Annotated in this window: 9 protein-coding genes and 1 tRNA gene; 7 read left to right on the top strand and 3 right to left on the bottom strand. The window is 67.9% G+C overall.

The window, feature by feature from the left end:
* Nucleotides 1–97 precede the first annotated feature (97 nt).
* A complete protein-coding gene (locus AB0N75_RS04810; RefSeq protein ID WP_364645866.1) occupies nt 98–2,101 on the top strand; it encodes an FAD/NAD(P)-binding protein in 2,004 nt (667 codons plus the stop codon).
* Between the two features lie 66 nt (nt 2,102–2,167).
* Here AB0N75_RS04810 and AB0N75_RS04815 read toward each other — a convergent pair whose 3' ends face one another.
* The 3 genes from AB0N75_RS04815 to AB0N75_RS04825 form a co-directional block, all read right to left on the bottom strand.
* Nucleotides 2,168–6,580, bottom strand: a complete 4,413-nt coding sequence (locus tag AB0N75_RS04815) for an ExeM/NucH family extracellular endonuclease (RefSeq protein WP_364645869.1) — start codon at nt 6,578–6,580, stop codon at nt 2,168–2,170.
* A 216-nt stretch (nt 6,581–6,796) separates the two neighbouring features.
* On the bottom strand, nt 6,797–7,300 hold the full coding sequence (locus tag AB0N75_RS04820) for a septum formation family protein (protein WP_364645872.1): 504 nt from the start codon (nt 7,298–7,300) through the stop codon (nt 6,797–6,799).
* Nucleotides 7,301–7,465: 165 nt separating this feature from the next.
* Nucleotides 7,466–7,553 (bottom strand) — tRNA-Ser (locus tag AB0N75_RS04825).
* Between the two features lie 90 nt (nt 7,554–7,643).
* On the opposite strand from AB0N75_RS04825, the gene AB0N75_RS04830 reads away from it, so the two are divergent.
* The 6 genes from AB0N75_RS04830 (at nt 7,644) to AB0N75_RS04855 (ending at nt 15,256) form a co-directional block, all read left to right on the top strand.
* On the top strand, nt 7,644–8,624 hold the full coding sequence (locus tag AB0N75_RS04830) for an NAD(P)H-quinone oxidoreductase (protein ID WP_364645875.1): 981 nt from the start codon (nt 7,644–7,646) through the stop codon (nt 8,622–8,624).
* A gap of 83 nt (nt 8,625–8,707) precedes the next feature.
* Nucleotides 8,708–11,014, top strand: a complete 2,307-nt coding sequence (locus AB0N75_RS04835; protein ID WP_364645878.1) for a carbon starvation CstA family protein — start codon at nt 8,708–8,710, stop codon at nt 11,012–11,014.
* Entirely contained in the window at nt 10,998–11,207 is a 210-nt protein-coding gene (locus tag AB0N75_RS04840; RefSeq protein ID WP_364645881.1) for a YbdD/YjiX family protein, read from the top strand. Before AB0N75_RS04835 ends, AB0N75_RS04840 begins: the two co-directional genes overlap by 17 nt.
* A gap of 128 nt (nt 11,208–11,335) precedes the next feature.
* Nucleotides 11,336–11,965, top strand: coding sequence for a bacterial proteasome activator family protein (locus AB0N75_RS04845; RefSeq protein ID WP_364645884.1), 630 nt, complete (start codon nt 11,336–11,338; stop codon nt 11,963–11,965).
* Nucleotides 11,966–11,969: 4 nt separating this feature from the next.
* Complete coding sequence (locus tag AB0N75_RS04850) at nt 11,970–12,443, top strand: hypothetical protein (RefSeq protein WP_364645886.1); 474 nt, start codon at nt 11,970–11,972, stop codon at nt 12,441–12,443.
* A gap of 110 nt (nt 12,444–12,553) precedes the next feature.
* Nucleotides 12,554–15,256, top strand: coding sequence for a PEP/pyruvate-binding domain-containing protein (locus tag AB0N75_RS04855; protein WP_364645889.1), 2,703 nt, complete (start codon nt 12,554–12,556; stop codon nt 15,254–15,256).
* The last annotated feature ends 9 nt before the right edge of the window (nt 15,257–15,265 follow it).

Genomic DNA, 15,265 nt, shown 5'->3' on the forward strand with positions numbered 1-15,265 from the left:
CGGCCGCTCGGCGCGCCCGCCCATGGCCCCGCCCGGCGCGCTCGCCGTTTGGCCCCGCCCGTCCAAGCGCCGCTCGGCAGGCCGTAGGCTAGAAAGCGTGGATCATCCGGGCTTTTTTCGTGTAGCGATCGTGGGCGCCGGCCCGCGGGGCACCTCCGTGCTGGAACGATTGCTGTCCAACCAGCACGCACGCGGTGGAGCCCGGCTGCGGATCCATCTGGTGGATCCGTTCCCGCCCGGGCCCGGCCATGTCTGGCAGCCCGGCCAGTCCCGCTTGTTCCTGATGAACACGCCCTGCCTGTTCCCCACGGTGGTGCCGGCACCCGGGACCGAGCACGTGGGACCCGAGCCTTTGGCCGGGATGACTTTCGAGGCCTGGCGCTCCGCGGTAGCCGCCGGCAGCATCCCGGACGTGCCGCCGGACGATGCCGAGGAGGCGGCGGCGCTGGGGCCGGCCGACTTCCCCAGCCGTGCGCTGTACGGACGCTACCTGGCCTGGACCTTCGCGCATCTGGCCGCGCGCACCGGAGCCGATGCCTCGCTGACCGTCCATGCGGCCGAAGCCACCGGCCTGGCCCGGCACGACAGCGGGTGGCAGCTTGAGCTGAATGACGGCACCAACCTGCCCGCTGACGCCGTGGTACTGGCGCTGGGGCATGTGCCTGCGGCGCTGAACCCGGAGCAGCAGCAGCTCCAGGACGCGGCGGCGCGGCACGGCCTGCACTACCTGGCGCCCAATCTGCCGGCAGACGTGGACTGGGGCAGACTTCCGCCCGGTCGCACGGTGCTGGTACGCGGAATGGGCCTGAACTTCTTCGACCTGATGATCCAGGTGACCGAGGGCCGCGGCGGCCGTTTTGTGCCAGCGACGGACAGCGAGCCGTTGACCTACCTGCCGTCGGGCAAGGAGCCGCGGCTGGTGGCGGGTTCCCGGCGTGGCACCCCCTACCGTGCGAAGGCCAGGATCAAGAGCTACATCCCGGCCGGTGTGGAGCTGCGGCACTTCACCACGCACGCGGCCCGCCTGTTCGCCGAGGCCGGCGTGCAGCCGGGCTTCGACCACGATTTGTGGCCCATGCTGCACCGCGACGTCTATTGGACCTATTACTCCACTCTGGCGCGGGTGGAACCGGACTGCCTGAAGGTGGCGCCGCAGGAGCTGCTGGCAGGGCTGGACCAATTACTGGCGGAGAAATGGGAGCCAGGGAACCGCACGTTGCTGACCCGGGTCCGGGCGTACCTGGCCGAGCGGGTCAGCGAGGACAGGCTGCTGGACGTGGAAGGCCTGGCCAAGCCCTTCAGCGGCCATAAATTCGCGTCCGCGGCGGAGCATCAGCAGGCGGTGCTGGACTATCTGGACGCCGACGCGGAGGGTTCAGCGCGCGGCACCGATGATCCGCTCAAGATGGCCGTCGGGACCCTGAACGCCGGCCGCTCGCTGTTGAAGAAGATTGTGGCCGACGGCGGGATCACCGAGGAATCCTGGCTGGCCGAGCTGCGCGGCTGGTTCGAACCGCTGGTCGAGGGGCTGGCCAGCGGCCCGCCGGCCCAGCGCATCGAGCAGTTGGCCGCCCTGGCGCGGGCCGGCATCGTCGAGTTTGCGGGCCCCGAACCGGTCTACCAAGTGGATCCGGACACCGGCCGCTTCCGGGTCACCTCGCCGTGGGTCGACGGCGCCGAACACAGCGCCGCCTACTTGGTGGAGGCCATGATGCCGGCCAACCGGGTGGCGCACAACCGGTCCTCGCTGCTGCGCCGGATGCTGGAAGACGGCCTGGCCCGGCCCAAGCTGATGATTGGACCCAACGGGGCGCCGGCGACAGGTTCCGGCCTGGACGTCACGCAGCCGCCGTACCGGCCGCTGGACCGGAACGGGCAGCCGGTGCAGAACCTGTACGTGATCGGACTGCAGCTGTCCTCGGTGCAGTGGGGCACGTCGATTGCCGCCGAGGCCGGGGCATCCGGGGAGACCGGCGGCCGGACGTTGCAGGACGCCGACCGGATAGCCGGCGCCATCCTGGACGCAGCCGAGACCAGAAGCCTGGCTGACGCCGCGCAGGCGGGCATCGCCGTCGTTGGCAGCGGAGGCAAGGGCCGCTGACGCCGCCCCTGCCCGGAAACACAACAGGCCCTCCCGGGTGGGAGGGCCGGTCGGTCGAGCTGGGTGTTAGCGCTTGTTCCCGCCGTTGCCGCGGTCCTTCTCCATGTCCAGGCCCACGATGATTGGATCGTGGTCGCTGGCCCGGAAGGGATCCGGGGCGTAGAAGTTGGTGGCGTTGTAGTTGTACCGGCTGTATTCCAGCGCGATCGATTCCACCGAGTTGATGTTCCAGATGTCGGCGCCCTTGACCTTCGCGTCCGCTGCGGGCGAGGCGAAGATGTAGTCCAGCGAGCCGACCATGCCGCCGAAGCTGTAGCTGTGCTCGCCGGTCTTGCCGCCCTGGTCCACGTAGCCTGCCTCGGTGAGGACCTTGATCGGGTCCTCCTTCGCGTAGGAATTGAAGTCGCCGGTCAGCAGAACCTTGCCGGTCCGGAACTTCTCCTGCATCTGCTCCGCGAAGTCCACCAGCGAATGTGCCTGCGCGGTGCGGGCTGCATTCCAGGCGCCCTGGCCGTGGTCGGCGTTCTCACCCGAGTTCGGGCCGGAGCCCTTGGACTTGAAGTGGTTGGCGATCACCACGAAGGTATCCGAGGGGCCGTTCTTGGCCTTGAACGCCTGGGCCAGCGGCTTGCGCGCGTTGGCGAAGGCCTCGGTGTCGTTGTGGATCACCGACTCCTGGACCGTCTTCACCTCGTCCTTCTTGTAGATGAAGGCCGTGCGGATGAAGTCCTCATCTGCCAGCGCCGGCAGCTCCTCCGGCGACCGGACGTAGTCCCAGCCGCCGTGCTGGGGTCCCTTGCCCGAGTGCTTTCCGTTGTGGCGGGTGTCGCCCAGATCAGCATTCAGTGCCTTGGTCAGCGCGGCCAGGGCGGAATCGCGGTCCTTGCCGAACTGGGCGGAGTTCTCGATCTCTTCCAGCGCCACAATGTCCGCGTCCAGCGCGTTGATGGCTGCCACGATCTTGGCCTGCTGGCGTTCCAGGTTCTCCGCGTCCCAGGCACCCCGGGCATCGCAGTTGCGGGCCGTGACCGGGTTTCCGTCGCGGTCCGTGAAGGAACCGCAGCCCGCCACCTGGTCACCGGTGGTGCTGAAGTAGTTCAGCACGTTGAACGAGGCCAGCTTCACGCCGCCGACCTGCTCCGGAGCATCGGTGCGGGTGTTCTGGAACGACGCCGGCTGGACGCTTTCCGCGTTCTCCACCGTCAGGTGGTTCAGCGGCTGGAAACGCCAGAGATCGAACCGGTAATCCAGCACCACGTTGGTGGCGAAGCTGGCCGGGGAACCCACCCGGACCGGATCCTCTGCGGACAGGTAGGGCAGCGGGATGTCCTTATTGGCGTCCGCGCCCAGGTAGTTGACGCTCGAGCCGTCGTCCAGCGTGACGGCCAGGGCGGCGTTCTTCTCCGTCTCAGCCCAGAACTCGTCCGAACCGTAGGCTCCGACGGCGGTGGGCTGTACCAGCGCGGAGTCGCCGGCGGCAAGGCCGATCTCGCCGTACTGATTCAGGGAGAAGTTGTCGGTGACGGTGAAGCCGCCCTGGGGCGCCAGCAGCATCCCCTCGAACTTCTCGCGCTCCGCCTCCGTGGCCGGCCAGCCGATGGCCGCTGCCTTCGGCGCCTCCGCGGCCTCCTTCAGGACGGTCAGTCCCTCGGCGGCGACGGTGACCTCGGTCAGGCCGTTGAACTCGCTGACCTTGCCGGTGACCTCCACGAAGTCGCCGGCCTGCACGTCGCCGACCGTTTCGGGGGAGTAGACGAACACCGCGTCCGACGCGGTCCGGTCGGTGGTGTTGGTGTCGCCGCCGGTCCCTTCGGTCTGCAGATAGTAGCCGTCGAAACCGCCGGTGGCGTAGGCGGCGGTCACCACGCCGCGGGTGCTCACCGACTTGCCGGCCAGCGGGGACTGCGTGCCGGTGCCCTGGATTTCGGCGATGCTGGCTGCCTCCGGTTCCGGATCGCCGCCGCCGTTGCCCCCGCCGGATCCCTGCGGGGAGATATCTTCGCTGAGGCTGAAGTCGGCCGCGTTGTTGTTGGTATCGGCACCGTCCGCGCGGTTCATCGACCGAACGTCCGTGTTGCTCTTCGGCGACTGGGCCGCTTCGGTCTCGAAGGTGTTCGAGGTGCCGTAGCCCAGCAGGTCCACCACAGTGCCGCGGTCCACCACCGAACCGGTGCCCAGGTCGGCCACCGCGCCGGTCTGGTTGGCCAGCAGCAGGGTGCCGTTGGTCCCGGACGGGGCCAGGCCGGTCACCAGATCCGGCTCCGGCAGCTCCTCGCCGTTGTTACCGTTGGAGTTTGCCTGCACCAGGTAGTAGCCGCCGGCCTCAATGCTGCCGGACAGGGCTGCCACTCCGGTGGGGTTTCCGGTTCCGCCGGCCGAGCGGTACTGCAGCGACCAGCCGTCCAGGCTGACCTCGGCGTCGGTGGGGTTGTACAACTCGATGAACTTGTTGACGTAGGCCGCGCCGGCGCTGCCGCCGGACAGGTAGGCCTCGTTGATCACCACATGGTCACCGCCGCTGCTGCCGCCGGCCTCGATGGCGGACGGCAGCCGGACGGTGGTTCCCGAGGCGGCCGCGCTCAGTTCGAAGTAGCCGCCGTCCAGCGCGGACGGAGCGGTGAACTCGATGGAGGCACCGCCGTCGGCCACCGGGAAGGTCCCCAGATCGGAACGGGTGCCGGCCGCGTCGACATACGCCAGCGACACCTCGGTGTTAACCGGAGCACCGAGCGACGTCAAGTCCAGCTTGGCGAGCTGCACGCTGACCTGCTGGCCGGGTCCGATGGATTCCGGTGCCCCGGTAACCTGCACGGTGCGGCGGGCGAAGTCCGGGGAGAGCGGGCTGTTGTCCTGGATGTAGTCGATCCAGGCGTCGCGGTCCACCAGACCGGAGTCGCGGGTGTCGGCACCCTCGTTGAAGACGTGGAAGTTGTCGCCGCCTTGGGCTAGGAAGCTGAACGTGCCCACCCGGTAGCCCCGCTCCGGATCCAGCGGTTCGCCGTTGACCCAGACGCCGGTGATGCGCCCGCCTTCGGGCAGCGCCGCGTCGTAGGTGTAGTTGACGTTCTTGCTCAGGCCCAGCTGCAGGTAGGCGCGGCTGGGCACCTCGCCGGCTGCGGTGCGCTGCCACTGCTGCTCCAGCAGGGTCTTGACCTGCGCGCCGGTCAGCGTGGTGGTCCACAGGTTGTTCAGGAAGGGCAGCACCCCGTTGGCCTCGGCGTAGGTGACCGTGCCGTCGGGCGCGTAGTAGAGCTCGTTGCGCAGCCCGCCGGGATTTACCACACCGATTTCCGCACCGCCTCGTTCGGCGGAGGCGAGCGATGCCAGCAGCGAATCGGCCACCAGGTTGCCCAGCGTCGATTCGGAACCGCGGTCGTCCCGGTCCGGCTCCGTATCCGCGTCCGGACCGTCGGGAAGGAAGGCGGTGGTGATGTCACCGGTGACCGAGCCAACCGGCTGGGCGCCGACTTCCTCGGCGTTGTCCAGCGCGGCTTGGACAATCGAAGAAACTTCGGCCACCCGCGGGTAGGCGGACACCAGTTCGGCATCGGCGGTGCCGGTCCGCGGCACGACGGCGGCGGTGTGCGCCAGCACCTCGTCGGTTTCGGCGTCATAGCTCAGCTGGACCTGGCCGATATTCGCGCCATAGGAACCGGTCTGCACCACCGGCCGGGTCTTGCCGTCCGCGCCCGGAACCGGGGCATCGAAGCTGTAGGCCTGATGGGTGTGGCCGTTGAAAATGACGTCTACGTCCGCGCTGGTCTCGTTGACAATCCGGTTGAACACGGCGCTCGCCGCCACGGCGCTGGCTAGGTCCGTGTTCGTGTTGGCGCCCTCGTGATAGGACGCCATGATGACGTCGGCTTCGTCGCCGGCGCCGTCGGTCAGCTGGGCAGCCACCCGGTTGACGGCGTCCACCGGGTCGCCGAACTCCAGGTCAGCGATCCCGCCCGGGGACACCAGCGAGGCGGTCTCCTCGGTGACCACGCCGACCACGCCGACGGTCACGCCGTTGACCGGGACCAGCTCATATTCGGGCAGCGCCGGGTCGGTAGTGCCGGCCCGGTACACGTTGGCGCCCAGCTGCGGGTACTTGGACGCGGGGGTTACACGGTCGGTCAGGTCCGCGAAGCCGCGGTCGAACTCGTGGTTGCCCACCGCCGTCGTCGCCAATTCCAAGGCGTTGAGCACATCGATGGTCGGCTGGTCCTGCTGCGTGGAAGACGCGAAGACCGAGGCACCGATGTTGTCGCCGGCGGAAGTGAACAGCGTCCCCTCGGGGTTCTGCGCCCGGAGCTGTTCCACGGTGCCCGCGAACTTGACCGTGTTCGCGTCGATCCGCCCGTGGAAATCGTTGATGCTCAGGAGGTTGAGGTCGACCGGATCGGCCGCATGCGCGGGCAACGCCGCGAACGGCGCCGCCACCAGGCCTGCGGTCAGGACCGCGGCCAGCGCGGTCTTCGGTGATGAAGTAGCCATTTGGCCCTATCTCTCAAGGTGTAAGTGATGATCCGCGCACCCAGGGAACGGCTGCGGCACGGCTGCACGGTGCAAGCACCGCTCCCCAGTTCAACTGGAAGGGATGAACGGGAGGTTACCCGAGGGCCAGAAGCAGCGGAACACTTCTATGAAAGAAGAGCTTCAAAGAGGGTGAAACGTTCGCCAAGCCTTGACAGAAGGGCCGAGGCCGTTGCGCTAGCGGCGGCTGTCCTTGAGCGTGCCGGTGGTCGGCTCGTCCTTGGCGCCCACCAGGCAGAGCAGTTCACGGTCCTGCTCGCCGCTCCAGCTTTCCTCGGTGGGGTTCAGATGGATCAGCTCCAGCGCGGAGTCGTCGTAGGGGATGCCGGCGAAGGCCTTGAACTCGGCCAGACAGAACTCTTCGGCCTTGGCCGCCACTTCTGCGTCGCCGGGATAGTCGCCGTCGGGCAAATTGCTGGCCGCAAACGCTTCCAGCTCGTGGGGCTGATCGCACGGCACAAACTCCACCTCGGTGAGGCGTTCGGCGTGCGGGTTGTTCAGGCAGTCGCCCACCTTGATGGCGTACGCGCCGGCGGAAGCGGCCTCGGTCACGGCACCGGATTCATCCCGCGGCGGTTCCTGGGCGTCGCCCAATCCGCAACCGCTCAGCGCTGCCAAGAGAACGACGACGGCGGCCGCCTTGAGTGGGTGGCGGCGGACTGGCGCGGACTGGCTGGGCACGGGGTCTCCTCGGGCTTTTGGTGCAACGGCTCCTAGCCGAGGTTATACCGGGGGTGCGGGGGAGGCAGAATGCGCGCCCGTCTTCTCCGGCGGGTCGCCGCGTCTTCATGTGGTGGAAAAGCAGCAGGTGCCCGGGCCTCACGGCCAGGACACCTGCTGTTGAAGCGGAAGGTATGGGATTTGAACCCATGAGACGGGGTTACCGCCTACTGGTTTTCAAGACCAGCTCCTTCGGCCGCTCGGACAACCTTCCTCACCTTGTAGTCTGACACGGAGGAGCGTACCCGGGCAAAGCGCGCACCCTCAAGGTTTTTGCGTCCCGGACTAGGTGAGCGAGGCAGGCATGAGAGCGGTTTTTTACGAGGGAGCAGGCGGGCCCGAGGTCCTGAGGCTGCGGGAGACGGAAGCCCCGCAGCCGGCGGCGGGCGAGGTAGTGATCGATGTGGCTGCCGCCGGGGTCAACCGCGCGGATGTCCAGCAGCGCAACGGCGTGTACCCGCCGCCGCCGGGCGCGTCCGAGATTCCGGGTCTGGAAGTGTCCGGTCGGGTGTCCACGGTGGGGGCCGGCGTCACCGCGCCGCGGGTCGGCGACGAGGTCTGTGCGCTCCTGGCCGGCGGCGGCTATGCCGAACAGGTGGCGGTCTCTGCGGGCCAAGTGCTGCCGGTACCTCGGGGTGTGGACCTGGTGACCGCCGCGGCGCTGCCGGAAGTGGCGGCCACGGTCTTCTCCAACCTGTTCATGACCGCCGGCGTGCAGGCCGGCGAAACCGTACTGATTCACGGCGGGGCCGGCGGCATCGGCACCATGGCCATCCAGTTGGTCGATGCTTTCGGAGCTGTCCCGGCGGTCACGGCCGGCAGCCAGGCAAAGCTCGACGTCGCGCGTGAACTGGGTGCCGAGGTGCTGATCAACTACCGCGAGGAAGACTTCGTGGAGCGCATCAAGGAGGCTACCGGGGGCCGCGGCGCGGACGTCATCCTGGACGTAGTGGGTGCCAAGTATCTGCAGCGGAACGTGGATGCCTTGGCCATCTCGGGCCGGCTGGTGGTGATCGGCCTGCAGGGCGGGGCCAAAGCGGAACTGAACCTGGGCCAGCTGATGGCCAAACGCGGAGCGGTCATCGGCACCACGCTGCGGGCCCGCCCGGCGGCGGAAAAGGCCGCCATCATGCACGCGGTTGCCGAGCATGTCTGGCCGCTGGTGGTGTCCGGGAACGTCAAACCGCAGGTGCACCGCACCTTTGCGTTGGCGGATGCTGCGGCGGCCCACGAGTACTTCGATTCGGGCGCTCACACCGGCAAGATCCTGCTCACTACCCCCTGAAAAGGGCGGCTCCGTTCCCTGTAGACGGCGGCGCTGCTACGGTGCATCGTTAATAGCAACGGCGTTCCACGAAGGGGAGCATCATGAGTGAGAAACCCACCGGCGCCCTGCCCGGGCAAGCCGGAAATGACCCGGATTCCGACCTGCTGGTCCAGAACCCGAACCTGCCGCCGGTAGCGCTTGATCCGGCGGCCGAAGCCGAGCAATACAAGTGGACGCCCACCAAGATCGTTGTTTGGGTGGCGATCGCGCTGCTGGGCGCTGTGAGCTGGAGCTTTCTCGCCTTTTCTCGCGGTGAAACGATCAACGCGATCTGGTTCGTCTTCGCCGCCGTCTGCACGTATTTCATCGCCTACCGCTTCTATTCCAAGTACATCGAGAACAAGCTGACCCGCCCCAATGATCGGCGTGCAACGCCGGCCGAGTACAACGCGGACGGCAAGGATTATGTAGTCACGGACCGGCGCGTGCTCTACGGCCACCACTTCGCCGCCATCGCCGGCGCCGGTCCGCTGGTCGGCCCCATCCTGGCCGCGCAGATGGGCTACCTGCCCGGCACCTTGTGGATCATCGTCGGCGTCGTCCTGGCCGGCGCCGTGCAGGACTACCTGGTGCTGTTCTTCTCGATGCGCCGCGGCGGCCGGTCGGTGGGCCAGATGGCCCGTGAGGAACTCGGCGTCGTCGGCGGCATCGCGGCCCTGATTGCCACGCTGGCCATCATGGTCATCATCGTGGCGATCCTCGCCCTGGTCGTCGTCAACGCCTTGGGCGAGTCGCCCTGGGGCGTCTTCTCGGTTTCGATGACCATCCCGATCGCCCTCTTCATGGGCATCTACCTGCGCTTCCTCCGGCCGGGCAAGGTCAGCGAAGTCTCCATCATCGGTTTCGCGCTGCTCATTGCCGCCATCATCGGCGGCGGGGCGATCGCTGAAACCGGGTGGGGCGCGGCAATCTTCACGCTGGACCGAACCACCATCGCCTGGGGCATCATCATCTACGGCTTCATCGCGGCTGTGCTGCCGGTCTGGCTGTTGCTCGCCCCGCGCGATTACCTCTCCACCTTCATGAAGATCGGCACCATCCTGATGCTGGCGCTCGCCATTGTGCTGGTCCGGCCCGAGATCAACGTCCCGGCCTTCAGCGAGTTCGCCGGCCGGTCCGACGGGCCAGTGGTCCCCGGTTCGCTGTTCCCGTTCCTCTTCGTCACCATCGCCTGCGGCGCGATCTCCGGGTTCCACGCGCTGATTTCATCCGGCACCACGCCGAAGATGCTGCATAAGGAGAAGCAGAGCCGCTTCATTGGCTACGGCGGAATGTTGATGGAGTCGTTTGTGGCCATTATGGCGCTGGTCGCGGCCCTCTCGATCGACCGCGGCATCTACTTCGCGATGAACTCTGCGGCGGGGGCGACCGGAGGCACGGTGGAAGGCGCGGTGGCCTTCGTCAACGGCCTGGGGTTGACCAACGTGAACCTGACGCCGGACATGCTGACCGAACTGGCCCGCAACGTCGGCGAGGAATCTGTGGTCTCGCGGACCGGCGGTGCGCCCACCCTCGCCGTCGGCCTCTCGCAGATCATGCATGGGCTCATCGGCGGCGTGGCGATGATGGGCTTCTGGTACCACTTCGCCATCATGTTCGAGGCGCTGTTCATCCTCACCGCGGTCGATGCCGGAACCCGTGTGGCGCGCTTCATGCTGCAGGACACCATTGGCAATGTCCTGCCGAAGTTCAAGAACATGTCTTGGCGGCCCGGTGTCTGGATCTGCACGGCCATCATGGTGGCCGGCTGGGGGTACATCCTCATCCTGGGCGTTACCGATCCCTTGGGCGGCATCAATACGTTCTTCCCGCTCTTCGGCATTGCCAACCAATTGCTGGCTGCCATCGCGCTCGCAGTCTGCCTGGCGATCGCGGCCAAGCGCGGGGCGTTCAAGTACCTGTGGATCATCGCGCTGCCGCTGGCCTTCGTAACTGTGATCACCGTCTGGGCCTCGATCCTGAAGATCTTCAGCCCCGATGTGAAGGTGGGCTACTGGGCCAACAACATCGCCAACCGCAATGCCCTGGCTGCCGGAGAGACCAGTCTGGGGAACGCGAATTCGGTGGCTGACATGGAGGCGGTGGTCCGCAACACCGCGGTGCAGGGAACACTGTCCATCATCTTCGTGGTCCTGACCATCATCGTCATCACCACCGCCCTGATGGCCACCTACAAGTCCTGGCGGCTGGGCGGGGAACCCTCGCACGAGGACCCGGCGGTCGTCTCCTCCACGTACGGGCCGGCGAGCCTCTTTGCCACCCGGCCGGAGAAGGAACTGGAGAAGCAATGGAACGCGCTGCCCGCCGCGAGCAGCCGGCAAGGACGTGGACATGATGTCGAGCATTAACTGGCCGCAGGCGCGGCGCGGCTGGCGGAGCTTCGCGTGGTACTTCAAAGGAGTGATGGGCGAGCACGCCTATCAGGACTATCTGGAACACCACCGGCTGGCCCACCCGGGCACGGAACCGATGAGCGAGCGCGAGTTCTGGCGGGACAAGACGGACCGGCAGGAGAACAACCCGCAGGGCCGCTGCTGCTGACTCGAGAATAACGACGGTGGTGCCCGCACCGGAGCGTGGGCCAAAACGTTCCGGTGCGGGCACCGTTGCGCCCGGAACACGACGCCATCTGCTCTGCGCCGGATGGCTCTCTCTGGCAAGATAAAAACATGAGCGAAGAGCAGACGCCGCAGCCCGAAGAACCGGTCATCGTCGGCGCACTGTCCGGCCGGCGCCGGGAAGCAGACGAGCAGGAGCCCGAGGCTGTCGGCACCGACGCTCCGCGGTCTGGCCGCGGCGGATCCAAACTCGCCGACCTAGTGGACGAACCGGCCAAGGTGATGCGGATCGGCACCATGGTTCGCCAGCTGTTGGAAGAGGTGCGCAGCGCCCCGCTCGATGACGCCGCACGCAACCGGTTGGCCGAGATCCACGAGCGGTCCGTCAAGGAACTCGAGGACGGGCTGGCACCGGAGCTGGTCGAGGAACTGCACCGCATCAACCTGCCCTTCACCGACGATTCCACGCCCTCGGACGCCGAGTTGCGGATTGCCCAGGCACAGCTCGTCGGCTGGCTGGAAGGCCTGTTCCACGGAATCCAGACCGCCATAGCGGCCCAGCAGGCGATGAATCAGCAAATGGCGGCGCGGATGCAAATGCGGCAGCTGCCACCGGGCACCATGATTGCGCCGGGCGTCGTGATTGGCGACGACGGTGAACCGCGCCGCGCTCCCGGCGCCGAGGGGGAGAACGCCGGCCAGGACGGCGAACGCCACGTCGGTCCCGGGCAGTACCTCTAGGACCGTGGCGCTCTTCGGCGCTGCCCGGCAGGCCCGCCGGGACGACAAGGACCTCGGCAAGGGCATCTGGCGCCGCGCGCACGACCGCTTCCGGCGCGCCCTGGAGCGCTACCATCAGGTCCTTGAGGGCGTGCAGGACGACGGGCTCTACGGCGAGCTGCTGCCGATCGCCAATCAGGTGGCCGGGCTCCTTCCCCGGGTGCGCAGCTGCTGTGTGGCAGCGCAAGCCCTGCACCCCACCGACGGCTTGGACATCCCGGGCGGTCCCTTGGCCGAGGTGCACCGAAGCCTCTCCAAGGCCGGCAATTCGCTGGCGGCCACCGCACAGGCAGCGGCCATGGCCAGGCTCGGCGGCACCCGGGGCTATCAAACCGGGGTCGAGAACGTGCGGCGCCACGCCGCCGTCGTCGTTTCAGATCTCGCTGAGGCGGAGCGCCTGCTGGCCGGCCTGGAGCGTGGCGGCTCAGGGCAGCGTTAGCGGACGCCAGCCTTCCGCCACCATGGCCTCTTGGGATCGCGCGTGCCATGATGTTGGCAATCAGGTGCCAGGGTAGACGGCCCGGTTCCGGGCGGAATGGACGCACGCTCATGACCTACATCAGCCATTTCGACGATGTGGGGGAAGCGGATCTCGGCGCGCTCGGGGGCAAGGGCGTCGGTCTGGGCGGCCTCCTTCGGACCGGGGTGCCGGTGCCGGCCGGATTCGTGTTGAACACTGCGGCCTACACGGCCTTTGTCGATGCCAATGACCTGGCGGCGGACATCCAGGAGTTGGCGGCGCTGGGACCGCAGGCGGCAAGGCAGGACTACCAGCAGGCCTCCGAGCGGATCCGCACTCTGTTCGCCGGCGGCACCATGCCGGATGAGGTCGTCGCCGAACTCGGCGCCGCCTACCAGAGTCTCGGTCACGGACAGACGCCGGTGGCGGTGCGCTCTTCCGCCACCGCGGAGGACCTCGCCTCGGCCAGCTTCGCCGGACAGCAGGACAGCTACCTCAATGTGCGCGGGGCGGAGGGCCTGGCCGCGGCCGTGACCGGCTGCTGGGCATCGCTGTGGACGGCCCGCGCCATGGCCTACCGTGCGCGTGAAGGCATCGGACCCGCGTCCGTGCGCCTGGCGGTGGTGGTCCAGCGGATGGTGGGCGCGGACGCGGCCGGGGTCATGTTTACCGCTAATCCGGCCAACGGGCGCCGCGACCAGGTGGTGATCAGCGCCGCCTGGGGGCTGGGCGAATCCGTGGTCAGCGGAACGGTCACCCCCGACAACATCGTCGTCGATGCGGCGACGGGTCGAGTGCTCACCCGACGGACAGCGGACAAGGACGTGATGACCGTCTACGCGGAGCACGGCACCCGGGAGCAGCCGGTGCCGCAGGAGCGCCGCCGCCAGCAGGTACTGGATGATCCGTCGGCGGCGGAACTGGCCCGCTTTGGAGCACGGATCGCGGAACACTTCGAGGCGCCGCAGGACATCGAGTGGTCACGAACCCGCGACGGCTTCTTCTTCCTGCAGTCCCGGGCCATTACGGCGCTGCCCGAACCGGCGGCCGACCCGCCGGACAACTGGCCCGTGCCCTACCGGAACGGGCTCTACTTCCGCGCGAGCATCGTGGAACAGTTGCCCGACCCGCTCTCGCCGCTGTTCGCCGACCTGATTGACGGCTCCGTATCGCGGTCGCTCAGAGTCCTGATGCACGAAGCGTTGGGCAAGAACGTCATTCACGAGGACGATGTGGGGCTGCCCACCGTCAACGGCTACGCCTACTACTACTACCGCAATCGGGCGATGCTGCGGATGCTGGGCCGGACACCGGCCGCGATGGCGGCACTGGTTCGCGGCAAAGCACACATGGGGGTGGCCGGGTGGCGGGACTTCTCCCACCCCCGCTATGAGCGGATCGTTGCGGACTGGTCGGCGAAGCCGGTTGGGGAACTGTCGGGAGAGGAACTGCTGGAGGGCGTGCAGTCCCTGGTGGATGCTTGCGCGGTCTACTACACGGCGGTGCAGTCCATCATTCCCATCGCCGCGACCAGCGAAATCTCCTTCCGGGCGTATTACAACAAGGCCGTCCGCCGCAAGGAAGATCCTCCCGCCGTGGCCTTCCTGCTGGGCTATGACAGCGAACCCATCCGGGCGGAAAAGTCCCTCTACGACCTCTCAGCCTGGGCCCGTGGAGTACCGGGGCTGGCCGCGGCGCTCCTCGCTACGCCGGCAAAAGAACTCGCCGACTCGCAGCGCACGGATTCCCCTCCAGCCGGGGTGGACCCTGCGCTGTGGCGGCAGTGGCAGCCGCGGCTGCAGGCCCACCTCGACCGGTTCGGCCACACGGTCTACAACCTCGACTTCATCCATCCGGTGCCGGCCGACGATCCTTCGCCGCTGCTGGAAACGGTGAAGTTCTACCTGCGCGGCCAGGGCCAAGACCCGCATGAACGGCAACGGATGGCGGCCGCCCGCAGGGAGGACCACACCCACCGCATCGGTACCCGGCTCGGACGGACCCGCAGGGCCGCCGCGTTCTTCCGGTTGCTGCGGTGGGCACAGAATGCCGCCCCCATCCGCGAGGACGCCCTGGCCGACGTCGGCCTGGCCTGGCCGCTGGTCCGCCGGATGTTGCTGGAGCTCGGACAGCGGCTGGTCAATGCTGCAGTGATTGCAGAGCCCGCCGACGTGTTCTGGCTGCGTCATCGGGAACTGGCCAGCGCCGTCGACTTCGGCCTGGCCGCGCCACGGACCCGGGTAGCCCCGGGAAACCAGGGAATCATTCCGGACCAGCACGGCACACCGGCGGTGGCCATTACCGGAGCAGACCATCCTGTGCGGGCGGACGCAGTCGAGGAGCGCAAGATGCTGTGGCGGGGCCAGTTGAAAGCCGCCGCCCCGCAGATGCTGCCAGAGAGCAGGCTGATGGAGCGGGCCTTCGGGTCAATGATGCCCGCGCGGTCCCGGCAGGCCGACGGAATCATCAAGGGGATCGGGGCCAGTCCCGGCCGGGTCAGCGCTCCCGCCCGGGTCCTGAACGGGCCGGAGGACTTCGGCCGGATGGAACCTGGCGACGTCCTCATCGCCCGCATCACCACTCCCGCCTGGACGCCGTTGTTCGCGATGGCCTCGGCGGTGGTCACCGACGTCGGCGGCCCGCTGAGCCACAGCTCCATCGTGGCCCGGGAATACGGCATCCCCGCCGTGCTCGGCACCGGAGTGGCCACGCAACGCCTCACCAGCGGCCAGCGGATCCACGTCGACGGCGACGCCGGCACCGTCAGGACGGAGCAGCCGCCGGCCGGCTAGAGCAGGTGC

The sequence above is a fragment of the Arthrobacter sp. NPDC089319 genome, assembly GCF_040684925.1.
In the GTDB taxonomy this organism is placed as follows: domain Bacteria; phylum Actinomycetota; class Actinomycetes; order Actinomycetales; family Micrococcaceae; genus Crystallibacter.

Excerpts from the sequence above, each read along its gene's own strand:
- AB0N75_RS04815 (WP_364645869.1), bottom strand. The coding sequence starts at position 6,580 with ATGGCTACTTCATCACCGAAGACCGCGCTGGCCGCGGTCCTGACCGCA.
- AB0N75_RS04830 (WP_364645875.1), top strand. The coding sequence starts at position 7,644 with ATGAGAGCGGTTTTTTACGAGGGAGCAGGCGGGCCCGAGGTCCTGAGG.
- AB0N75_RS04835 (WP_364645878.1), top strand. The coding sequence starts at position 8,708 with ATGAGTGAGAAACCCACCGGCGCCCTGCCCGGGCAAGCCGGAAATGAC.
- AB0N75_RS04840 (WP_364645881.1), top strand. The coding sequence starts at position 10,998 with ATGATGTCGAGCATTAACTGGCCGCAGGCGCGGCGCGGCTGGCGGAGC.
- AB0N75_RS04845 (WP_364645884.1), top strand. The coding sequence starts at position 11,336 with ATGAGCGAAGAGCAGACGCCGCAGCCCGAAGAACCGGTCATCGTCGGC.
- AB0N75_RS04855 (WP_364645889.1), top strand. The coding sequence starts at position 12,554 with ATGACCTACATCAGCCATTTCGACGATGTGGGGGAAGCGGATCTCGGC.